At 60.7% G+C, this 9,782-nt stretch carries 11 protein-coding genes; 2 read left to right on the top strand and 9 right to left on the bottom strand.

Features of this window, described 5'->3' with window-relative positions; translation table 11 throughout:
• Positions 1–74: 74 nt before the first annotated feature.
• Complete coding sequence (locus OKC40_RS16515) at positions 75–284, bottom strand: hypothetical protein (protein WP_270796011.1); 210 nt, start codon at positions 282–284, stop codon at positions 75–77.
• 1,232 nt (positions 285–1,516) lie between these two features.
• On the opposite strand from OKC40_RS16515, the gene OKC40_RS16510 reads away from it, so the two are divergent.
• On the top strand, positions 1,517–2,872 hold the full coding sequence (locus OKC40_RS16510) for an 8-oxoguanine deaminase (RefSeq protein ID WP_270796009.1): 1,356 nt from the start codon (positions 1,517–1,519) through the stop codon (positions 2,870–2,872).
• A gap of 159 nt (positions 2,873–3,031) precedes the next feature.
• On the opposite strand, the gene OKC40_RS16505 is transcribed toward OKC40_RS16510, so the two are convergent.
• The 8 genes from OKC40_RS16505 to OKC40_RS16470 all read right to left on the bottom strand — a co-directional run bounded on the left by OKC40_RS16505 (position 3,032) and on the right by OKC40_RS16470 (position 9,429).
• Positions 3,032–3,820 (bottom strand): substrate-binding periplasmic protein, encoded by a 789-nt coding sequence (locus tag OKC40_RS16505; RefSeq protein WP_042655569.1) that lies wholly within the window; start codon positions 3,818–3,820, stop codon positions 3,032–3,034.
• A gap of 141 nt (positions 3,821–3,961) precedes the next feature.
• Entirely contained in the window at positions 3,962–4,705 is a 744-nt protein-coding gene (locus tag OKC40_RS16500; RefSeq protein ID WP_270796007.1) for a substrate-binding periplasmic protein, read from the bottom strand.
• Between the two features lie 129 nt (positions 4,706–4,834).
• Positions 4,835–5,581: a substrate-binding periplasmic protein gene (locus OKC40_RS16495; protein ID WP_058053789.1), complete on the bottom strand. Its 747-nt coding sequence runs from the start codon at positions 5,579–5,581 to the stop codon at positions 4,835–4,837.
• Between the two features lie 71 nt (positions 5,582–5,652).
• Entirely contained in the window at positions 5,653–6,162 is a 510-nt protein-coding gene (locus OKC40_RS16490) for a GDYXXLXY domain-containing protein (RefSeq protein WP_270796005.1), read from the bottom strand.
• On the bottom strand, positions 6,159–7,163 hold the full coding sequence (locus OKC40_RS16485) for a DUF4401 domain-containing protein (protein WP_270796004.1): 1,005 nt from the start codon (positions 7,161–7,163) through the stop codon (positions 6,159–6,161). Before OKC40_RS16485 ends, OKC40_RS16490 begins: the two co-directional genes overlap by 4 nt.
• Complete coding sequence (locus OKC40_RS16480) at positions 7,156–8,094, bottom strand: DUF2157 domain-containing protein (RefSeq protein WP_270796003.1); 939 nt, start codon at positions 8,092–8,094, stop codon at positions 7,156–7,158. The genes OKC40_RS16485 and OKC40_RS16480 overlap by 8 nt, the downstream gene beginning before the upstream one ends.
• Before the next feature lie 188 nt (positions 8,095–8,282).
• Positions 8,283–8,840: a TMEM165/GDT1 family protein gene (locus tag OKC40_RS16475; RefSeq protein ID WP_058053785.1), complete on the bottom strand. Its 558-nt coding sequence runs from the start codon at positions 8,838–8,840 to the stop codon at positions 8,283–8,285.
• 259 nt (positions 8,841–9,099) lie between these two features.
• A complete protein-coding gene (locus OKC40_RS16470) occupies positions 9,100–9,429 on the bottom strand; it encodes a translation initiation factor (protein ID WP_058053784.1) in 330 nt (109 codons plus the stop codon).
• A 119-nt stretch (positions 9,430–9,548) separates the two neighbouring features.
• On the opposite strand from OKC40_RS16470, the gene OKC40_RS16465 reads away from it, so the two are divergent.
• Complete coding sequence (locus tag OKC40_RS16465) at positions 9,549–9,776, top strand: FeoA family protein (RefSeq protein ID WP_058053783.1); 228 nt, start codon at positions 9,549–9,551, stop codon at positions 9,774–9,776.
• Positions 9,777–9,782: the final 6 nt, after the last annotated feature.

Genomic DNA, 9,782 nt, shown 5'->3' with positions numbered 1-9,782 from the left:
ATGGGCTGTCGCCGGTAGAGTTTGAAAGGCAGTTTATTTTTCAGCAACAAAGTGTCTAGAAAACCAGGGGCGATTCAATATCTATCTTTAAGAATTGGTATCGAGGATTTATTGGTTGCACAAAAATCACTCCATATTTCCCACATAACCTTTCCACCTGCACTTTTTGATGACCCAGCACCCAGCAGAATTCCTATGTTTTCTAACTGACACAATGAAGATAAATGACTCTCCAGGTCTTTTTGAATTATTTCATTTCCGCCTTGATAGAAGATGTTGTTCATTTTTTTCTCTAGGGAAGGTATAAGTTATAGATCGCAGATTCGATTAGCGAAGCGTAATCAGATGTTCGAGGGATAAGGTGTTATTACTCACTGTCGGGCTTTCAATATAAAACCGTTCCCCGATAAGGATGTATGCAGCTTGCTGTTGTACTCACAGTTATTTTCCCCCTGGGCAACCATGTCGATGACACCTGTTGCATAGGAGCGACAATCTGCTCTCGCCATGGGGTGGGCGAGGGGCCAGATCAGAGATAACAACCCTCCTGATCTTTGCTCCGAATAAATAACAGGTGCTGTTAACTGGCTTCGGTGCCGTGGGACAAACGGGTGAACCGAGGGAACCCGACGCAGGAGGGCGAACAATTGGGGGATTAGACCTTTGGTGACTTTGGGTCTTTCCAAAGTCACTCGCCCAAGCCGCGCAGCGGCGGCGAAACCCAGTCGAGGGCAACGCCCTCGTGTCCTGCACGGCGAAGCCATGCCATTTAGGGAGCCGATATGCCGCCATGCAAAGATGTTACCGACCCCCTCACCCTAACCCTCTCCCGCAAGGGGAGAGGGGACGGTTACCTTGGTGCAATGCGCTCCGCTTATTGCACCCTACCGCTCACCCGCAAGGGAGAGGGGATGGTTACCGCGGACGATTACGCTTCGCTAATCGACCCTACTCGACCCAATTCGACCCAATTCGACCCAATTCGACCTTACCCATTGCCCCAAGCGTCCACCGTACAAGGGGGCATGGGCACAGCCCCGAGGGCGGACGGGAAGACCCGTCGAGGGTGCAACTCTCGCACCTTGGCGTAGGGGCGAGAGCGCGGCTGGATGCCGCCAAAGTCGCTACCGCCCCTGACTGTCGCTACCAGATTGCGCCGTTGACCATTGATCACGAGAAGGGGGCCAACAGGCGCCGCTGGATATCTTACGGATTCATTGAGCGCTTAACTATGGCTGCCATCACGCAACTATCAGAAACCAGAGGTTTTTTTGCGCTGGCGCACACTTTTCGCAATGGGGGATCAATCAATGGCTGTCGGGGCTGGGTACTGGCAGGGCGCTGGGGTGACGCCGCGAGGGGAGGGGCTATCACCTTGATTTAAAACGAGGCTCACAGATTTTTTGCCATCGCCGGGTAGACTGGGGCCACTGCGGCGCTGCGCCGCCTCTGGATCAGCAGACAGGGTATAACTGAGCTGGCTCACCCCTATGTATGACTGATGGAGGCGCCGGCCATGTCCGCTACCCGTATCTGGATTAAAAACCCCCTTGCCACCTTTACCCCCGAGGCCGTCGATGGTCGCGGCGGGCTGGTGATTGAAAATAATCTCATCAGTGAGGTGCTGGCGGCGGGCCAGCAGCCAACCCGGCCGTGCGATCAGCTGTTCGATGCCCGCGACCATGTGGTGCTGCCGGGCCTTATCAATACCCACCACCACTTCTACCAGACCCTGACCCGCGCCTGGGGGCCGGTGGTCAATCAGCCGCTCTTCCCCTGGCTCAAGACGCTTTATCCGGTGTGGGCCAGATTGACACCGGACGCGTTGGCGCTGGCGAGCAAGGTGGCGATGGCGGAGCTGTTGCTCTCCGGTTGCACCACTGCGGCGGATCACCACTACCTCTTCCCGCACGGGATGGAGGAGTCCATCGATATTCAGGTCGAGACGGTGCGTGAGCTAGGCATGCGCGCCATGCTGACCCGCGGCTCCATGAGTCTGGGCGAGGATGACGGTGGCTTGCCGCCGCGCCACACGGTGCAGGGGCAGCAGCAGATCCTCGATGACAGCCTGCGGCTGGTGCGCCAGTACCACCAGCGCGGCGCCGGGGCGCAGATCCAGATTGCGCTGGCCCCTTGTTCCCCCTTCTCGGTGACCGAGGAGATCATGGTGGAGAGCGCGAAGCTCGCGGCCGAGCTCGATGTGCGGCTGCACACCCATCTGGCGGAGACGCTGGATGAGGAGGCCTTCTGCATCGAGCGTTTTGGTCTGCGCACCGTCGATTATCTCGACAAGGTGGGCTGGCTGGGGGATCGCACCTGGCTGGCCCACGGCATCCACTTCAATCCGGACGAGATTGCACGGCTCGGGGCAGCGGGCACCGGGGTGTGTCACTGTCCGGTCTCCAATATGCGGCTCGCCTCCGGTATCTGCCCGACGCTGGATCTGGAAGCCGCCGGTGCACCTGTGGGGCTCGGGGTGGATGGCTCGGCCTCCAACGATGCCTCTAACCTGATGCAGGAGGCCCGTCAGGCGCTCTATCTGCAACGGCTGCGCTACGGCGCCGAGCGCATCACCCCGCGCAAGGTACTGGAGTGGGCGACCCGTGGCTCGGCCAAGCTGCTGGGGCGCGGCGATCTCGGCGAGCTGCTGCCCGGCAAGCAGGCAGATCTGGCGCTGTTCAAGCTCGATGATCTGCGCTTTAGCGGCAGTCACGACCCCATCGCGGCGCTGATCTTGTGCGGCGCCGAGCGGGCCGATCGGGTGATGGTGGGTGGCAAGTGGCGGGTGGTGGATGGCGCCATCGAGGGGCTGGATATCGAGCAGCTTATCGCCCGTCACAAGCTGGCCGCCGCGGCGCTGGTGCGTGGTTGAACGTAAAGGGCTGTGCGAGTAACCAGAAGTGGTCAACCCAAGGTGAATAGCCAAAGGAGAGTGCTCGACAACAACGCACAGGCCGTGCGCGATTGAGTGTGGCGAGCCACAAAACCGGAGGGGCCCATATCGGGCCCCTCTGTATTGGCGCTGTGCGAGCTAGTTGGTTGTCCCGGTTTTGGCCTGTTCAGTGTTGGCGGGCGCCGGTGCCGGGAAATATTTGCTGTGCAGCAGCGGGTATTCACTGCTGGCCAGCACCTGGGTCAAGCCGGTCTGGAACTCTCTGACCAGCGCATCGCTCACCGGATGGCTGAAGGCAAAGCAGAACTGCTCCGAGCTCAGCACCCACTGCTCCTTGAAGCGGGCGGGGTCGAGTTTTTGCTCGACGATCAGCTGCTCCATGGTGGTCTTGTTGGTGGAGACCAGATCGACCCGGCCGGAGGTGAGCATCTTCAGCGCCTGTGCCAGCCGGTTGGCGGCCATCAGTTTGGTCTCGTCAAAGCCGTTGTTGAGCAGCAGCTGCTCCCCCACATCGGCCCGCACCGCCCCGATATTGAACGCTTTGGCATCGTCGAGCTTGGTGATGGTGATATTGCGCTCGGCCAGCCCCACCAGCACGATCTCGGCATACCCGATGGGGCAGGCCCACTTGAACAGGGGATCCCGCGCCTGGGTGCGAGCGGTGGAGAAGAGTACCGCATTGGGCTTTTGGGTCAGCAGGTAGTAACCGCGCGCCCAGGGCATGATGGTGATGGGCTGCGGCGGGGTGTTGGTCTTTTGCCACACCAGTTGCAGCAGCTCGACCGCGAGGCCGGCAGGGGCGCCGCTGGCGTCGGCGTAGTTGTAGGGTTTGTACTCTTCGGTGAGGTAGTGCAGTTTGCCGAGCTCAGGACTCGCCTGTGCGAGGGTGGCCAGCAGCGCTCCGGCCAATCCAATCCATGCTTTCATTTTTGCCATCCTGATCAAGGGAATATCATGCTCAAGTGTGACCAAGCTGGCCGATTTCGCCAAGGCGACGGGGCATGTTTGGTAATAAAAGTGCCGGAGCTCGCCGCCATCCCGCGCCCTCTGTCGGCGGCGATCAGGGCGTTAGCGCAGCGACAGGTATTTGGTTTGCAAGGCCGAGAAATCCGCTGACGCGACGACCCGGGTCAGTGCCTGCTGAAAGAGGGCGACCTCGCTGTCGGGCACCTGACGGCTGAAGGCGTAGCAGAGCGGAGTGGTATCCAGCACGAAGGCAACATGAACGTCATCCGGCTTGAAGCCGAGCTGCTGCAGGGTTTGATAGCCTACCAGTTTGTTGGTCGCAAACAGATCGGCACGCCCGGAGGTGAGCATTTTGGCCGCCTGGGTCAGGCGGTTGGCTTGCATCAGTTGGTGCTCATCGATACCGCGATCGAGCAGCAGTTGCTTGGAGACGGTGGCGCGCACCACCCCGATCTTGTAGTGGCCAAGCTGCGCTGCCGAGTCGAGGGTGATGTTGTCACCCTTGCGCCCCAGCAGCACAAACTCCGAATGGTCGATGGGGCAGGCCCACTTGAAGAGCGGCTCCCGCTGCGGGGTGCGGGCGGTGGCAAACAGCACCACATTGGGTTTTTGTTGCAGCAGGTTGTAGCCACGGGCCCAGGGCAGAATGCGGATCGGCTGGGGCGCCACGCCGCGTGCCTGCCAGATCAGTTGCAGCAGCTCGACCGACAGACCGGTGGGCTGGCCCCGTTCGTCACTGAAGTTATAAGGGGGGGAGATTTCGCTGAGGTATTCGAGTTTGGCCGGATCCGCCTGGGCGAAGGTCGTCCACAGGAGCAGCAGGTGAATGAAGTGCCATGTTCGCACGGGAAAATCCTTGCCAATCAAAGATGTTGGTCAGTTTGACTGCTCGTGGCGGGAATAGCTAGCCACCTCTATTGCATCTTTCATCCATAAAATGGGCAACGCCTTGCTGCCCATCGGGTGAGTGGGTGCTCAGCGCACCGGCAGGTATTTGGCCTGCAATTTGCGAAACTCTTCCGAGGCGAGGGCGCGGGTCAGGGCCTGCTGAAAGAGGGTGATCTCGCTGTCAGGCACCTGACGGCTGAAGGCGTAGCAGAGCTGCTCGGCGCTCAGCACCATGGCCACGTTGAAGTCGTCGCTATTGAGCTTCAGTTCGCGGATGGCGTCATATCCCGCCAGCTTGCTGGTGGCGAGCAGATCGGCGCGACCGGAGAGCAGCATCTTCAATCCCTGCGACAGGCGGTTGGCCGAGATGATGTTGTTGTCATCCATGCCGTTGTTGAGCAGCAGTTGCTCGGCGGCGTCCGAGCGCACCGCGCTGATCTTGTACTGACTCATCTGCTCCACCGAGTCGAGAGTGATGTTTTGCGCCTTGCGGCCCAGCAGGATGTACTCCGAGTAGCCGATGGGGCACACCCACTTGAAGAGATCTTCCCGCGCCTGGGTGCGGGCGGTGGAGAAGAGCACCACGTTGGGTTTCTGGGTTAGCAAGTAATAACCGCGTGCCCAGGGCAGGATGCGTACCGGCTGGGGCGCCACGCCGCTGTGTTGCCAGATCATCTGCAGCAGATCGACCGCAAGGCCGGTGGGCTGGCCTTGCGGATCGCTGAAGTTGTAGGGGGGGTACTCTTCGGTGAGGTACTCGAGCTTGCCCAGATCAGCTCGGGCCGTCGAGGCCCAGCAGAGCAGTAACAGATGACAGATCAGCCATATCCTCATTGGGAACATCCTTAGCGATCAACTTTCTCTTGAGTGTGACCATGAACAGCGTAAATAGCCACTCACTGCCATTACCAGCGGGCGCGGGTCTGCCCGATGGGCTGGTAAGCCTCGTCCCGCAGCCCCACCAGCAGGGTCTTGCCATCCGCTTGCAGCCGGAATTCGCCGTAGCGGGCCGCTTGATACTGATCCCCCGTGCCCTCTTCAAAGAAGTAGGCATCGGGGCCAATCTGCCACTGCCGCTCGCTCTGGTGTACCTGCAATAGCCGTTCATCGCTGGCGAGCCGATCCGGTTTGCCAGCGGCCACCAGAGTTGCCACCTGATGGGCATCAAGGCGGATCACCAGGGTGTCGCGGCCCTTTTCACGGGCATCGCTGCTGGCCAGCTCGCGGGCAATCTCATAGTTCAGCCGCATGTAATCCCCCTGCATCAGGGAACGGGGATCGACCGGGGCGAGTCGCAGCAGCACCACTTCGCCGCTGCTCATGGCGCGCTCATAGCGCCAGACGGTGGTATTGATGCCCGCCACGATGGCAAGGCCGCTCAGCAACAGGGCAAGTTGTCGGGTGACGGGTTTCATGAGTCGCTCCTTGCCGCGAAGGTGGTGAGCAGCTGGCGGGCACCCAGCAGCAGGATGCCGGAGCCCAGCAGCAGCCAGGATTTGGTCATCAGGGTGAGCCCCAGATCGTAGTAGTAGAGGGAGCCATAGCCGAGCAGCAGCAGGGCAGAGAGGGTCATCAGCCCCAGACTACCGGCATAAAACCCGAGGATCAGCACCAGTGCGCCCGCTCCCATGCCGGGGATGATGGCGCTGATCAGCACTAGCGGCAGGCCGAACAGCAGGGGGAGCCTCAGTTTCACCATCACCGCCAGCAGCAAGGCGGCGCAGAGCAACGGATTGAGCCAAAGTGGCAGGCGCGACAGCCCCAGCTCGTCCAGAATGCTGCTGCCGCTATCCCACAGCGGTTGGTGCAGACGCCCCAGCACCAGCAGCGAGAGAGCCAGCCCCAGGGTGATGGAGTGGTAGAGCTGGTGGCGCTGTGGATCCCTATCTGCCCGCAGCCAGCAGAAGGTAATGGCCGCCATCACCAGCGGCAGCGCCAGCAGTTGCAGCCCGAGGCAGGCGAGGCCAAGGGTGAGCAGCAGGGCTGCCGCCACGCTGTGAAACAGCCGTACCAGCCAGTGATCGAACAGCACGGCGATGGCGAGCGACAGCAGGCACAGGCCAAACCAGAGCAGGGCGTGATGGAGATCCAGCTGATCGAGCAGGCCATAGAGCAGCCAGGCATCGGCCGCCAGGGTGAGTGCCAGCACGAACTGATCCCAGAGATCGCCGCGCTGGCTGCGGTTGAGGGCATACGCCCCCGCCAGCAGCACAGCCCCCAGCAGCAGGGCGCTGTTGGCCTCGTGGGTCAGCTGCTCGAAGGTGAGAAACAGGAAAAAGAGCAGGAACAGGGCGGCAATCCAGCCCACCAGTCCCAGCATAAAACGGCTCGACCAGTGGGGCTGGGTGTCACGGGGCATCTCCCCTTCCACCAGATTGGCCTGCTGCAGCGCTTGCCAAAGGGTCAGATCACTCATGAGACCTCCGTTGTTGTTGCAGCCAGCGGGCGGCGGTGACAGAAAGACCGATGGCGATCAGGCTCAGTAGCAAGAAGCCGTTGATGTCGGGCTCCATCCACTTGCCGAGGGTAGCGAGGATGACGGCAATCAGGCTGAGGCACCCCATGGCGAGTCCGGCGATAAATTTGTGGTGCCACAGGGCATAGGCCGCGGCGAGCCAGCCAAACCAGAGCGGCCACACCAGCGGGGAGGCGGCATCAAACAGCGCCAGCAGGGTGAGCAGGGTGGCCCCCAGACCCGCAGCCAGACCCGCCAGCCAGCTTGGCATCAGGCGCCAGCGAGCCGGTGCCAGCAGAAGCAGACCCCAGAGGGCGGCGTTGAGCAGGGTGAGGCACCAGCCCAGACCCTCTTCATCGAAGGTAAAGAAGAGTGCGAACAGGCCGAGCCGCCAGTAGAGCACCAGCGCCAGCTGGCCGAGCAGCCAGCTTAAGGTCCAGAGCAGCGGGCTTTGGCCAAATAGCGCCAGCGGCACCAGCATCAGCGCCCAGGTGGCGAACAGCTGCCAGGGATCGGCGCCGGTCTGGTAGGTCTGACCCACCAGCGCCAGCAGGGCGCCGATATTGAGGGCGACAGCGAGCAGCAGCGCCTGACGGGGAGTATCCCCCAGCGGTTTGCGCCACAGCAGAAGCAGCATGGCGAGCAGTGGCGCCTCCAGCAGGGCGAGGCGGGAGACCCGGCCCAGCTCTTGCCAGTTGAAGGCGACGAAGAAGACCAGTCCGGCCCCGATGCAGAGGGCACCGAGCCAGAGCAGCAGCCGGTCAAACAGCCACTGCCAGCGCGCCGGAGGGGGGGGAAGATCGGCGAGGGTCAGGGCGTCCGCCAGCTTCTCTGGTGCCAGCCGTCCTTGTTTGACCCATTCGAGTAGCGTCTCTCTTGATACGTTGTGCATGGGGGGACTCCACGAGGTTTGCCCCATTATGGCATGAGGCACCCGCAACCGTGCACTGCCCCTTGGCTCTGCGGTAGGTGGTTGCGACAGCGGGTTACGCAACAGACAAAGCAGCAAACAAAGCAACAAATAAGGCCGCAAACAAAAAAGCCCTCCGAAGTGGAGGGCTTGGTCAGCGGAAAAGGCGATCAGGCAAAGATCAGGGTGCTCACCCCGAGGCCGACGAAGAGGATGGCGCAGGCGATGCGGATCCCCTTGAGCGGCAGCTTGTCTGCCCCCAGCTTGCCGATCAGCACCACCGGCACGTTGGCCAGCATCATGCCGAGGGTGGTACCGGTGATGACCTGCACCAGCGAGTCATACTTGGCGGCCAGCAGCACGGTGGCGATCTGGGTCTTGTCCCCGATCTCGGCGATGAAGAAGAGCACGAAGGTGGCCATAAAGGGGCCGTATTTATCCAGCGAGCTCTCCTCGTCATCCATCTTGTCCGGCACCAAAATCCAGATAGCCATGGCGATAAAGGCGATGGCGACCAGATAGGTCATTATCTTGGGATCGAGCCAGCGGCTGATGAACTCGCCAATCCAGGCGGCGCCCGCATGGTTGAGCAGGGTAGCCGCCAGCATGCCGGCGATGATGGGCCAGGGCTTGCGAAAACGGCAGATGAGCAGCAACGCCAACAGCTGGGTTTTATCGCCGATTTCGGCAATAGCAACGCTGAGGGTTGAGGTTAACAAGGCTTCCATAAAGATGACCGGGGGACGGAATTGTTATAAACCAAAGACAAGCCTGCGCCATCCGTCCCCGGTATTGGCACTGGCCCGTCAAAGGTCTTGTCAAATCCACGACTGGCATGGATCACCCTGACCATGGTGAGTTGGCACCAAGTATGTTGATCAGGGTCGCAGGCCGGTATTCATGCAAAGGATGGAACCGGCCTGCGAGACTACTCCCCCTCGATGGGAGCGGGCATTCTAGGTAAAAACCGCATGGGTGACAAGGGGATCAGCCCCCCACCAGCTTGACGCTGAAACCGGCTTTCTCCAGCTCGGCCTTGATCAGGTCCCGTTTATCCCCCTGGATCTCGATCACCCCCTCCTTGATACCGCCACCGGTGCCGCATTTTTTCTTGAGCAGGGTCGCCATGGCTTTCTGCTGATCGGCGGGTACGCCATGAATGGTGATCACCCCGGCGCCCTTGCGCCCCTTGGTCTCGCGGCGAATGCGCACGGTGCCGTCGGTGGGGAAGGGGGAGGCGGATTGGGGAGCACTCTGCTCCTTGATCATGCCGCCATCCGTGCTGTAAACGAGGCGGCTATTGTTGTCGTGACTCATGGCAATACTTTATCGGTTAGCTAAGCGGAGTTTGATTTTACTCAAATAAAAGTTGAAGACACAGCTTATAATGCCCCAAGTAAAAGCGAATTATTATTGTTTAACTTCAGGAGTCAGTCATGGTACTCACGCAGTTGTCGCCGGGACAGAGTGCTCGCATCAAGAATATGAACCAGTTGGCACGGCCGCTGCGTCGCAAGCTGATGGTGATGGGCCTGCTGCCCCAGACTGAAGTCATCTATCTGCGCTCCGCCCCCTTGGGGGACCCGCTCCAGATCCAGTGCCAGGGGATCTGTCTCTCCATGCAAAAAAGTCTGGCACAGCAAATCGAGGTCGAGCTGGTATGAAACACA

Source organism: Aeromonas sp. QDB11, assembly GCF_027705265.1.
Lineage (GTDB): Bacteria > Pseudomonadota > Gammaproteobacteria > Enterobacterales > Aeromonadaceae > Aeromonas > Aeromonas allosaccharophila.
This window is presented reverse-complemented; position numbering and strand designations above follow the sequence as displayed.

Excerpts from the sequence above, each read along its gene's own strand:
- OKC40_RS16515 (WP_270796011.1), bottom strand. The coding sequence starts at position 284 with ATGAACAACATCTTCTATCAAGGCGGAAATGAAATAATTCAAAAAGAC.
- OKC40_RS16510 (WP_270796009.1), top strand. The coding sequence starts at position 1,517 with ATGTCCGCTACCCGTATCTGGATTAAAAACCCCCTTGCCACCTTTACC.
- OKC40_RS16505 (WP_042655569.1), bottom strand. The coding sequence starts at position 3,820 with ATGAAAGCATGGATTGGATTGGCCGGAGCGCTGCTGGCCACCCTCGCA.
- OKC40_RS16495 (WP_058053789.1), bottom strand. The coding sequence starts at position 5,581 with ATGAGGATATGGCTGATCTGTCATCTGTTACTGCTCTGCTGGGCCTCG.
- OKC40_RS16490 (WP_270796005.1), bottom strand. The coding sequence starts at position 6,162 with ATGAAACCCGTCACCCGACAACTTGCCCTGTTGCTGAGCGGCCTTGCC.
- OKC40_RS16485 (WP_270796004.1), bottom strand. The coding sequence starts at position 7,163 with ATGAGTGATCTGACCCTTTGGCAAGCGCTGCAGCAGGCCAATCTGGTG.
- OKC40_RS16480 (WP_270796003.1), bottom strand. The coding sequence starts at position 8,094 with ATGCACAACGTATCAAGAGAGACGCTACTCGAATGGGTCAAACAAGGA.
- OKC40_RS16475 (WP_058053785.1), bottom strand. The coding sequence starts at position 8,840 with ATGGAAGCCTTGTTAACCTCAACCCTCAGCGTTGCTATTGCCGAAATC.
- OKC40_RS16470 (WP_058053784.1), bottom strand. The coding sequence starts at position 9,429 with ATGAGTCACGACAACAATAGCCGCCTCGTTTACAGCACGGATGGCGGC.
- OKC40_RS16465 (WP_058053783.1), top strand. The coding sequence starts at position 9,549 with ATGGTACTCACGCAGTTGTCGCCGGGACAGAGTGCTCGCATCAAGAAT.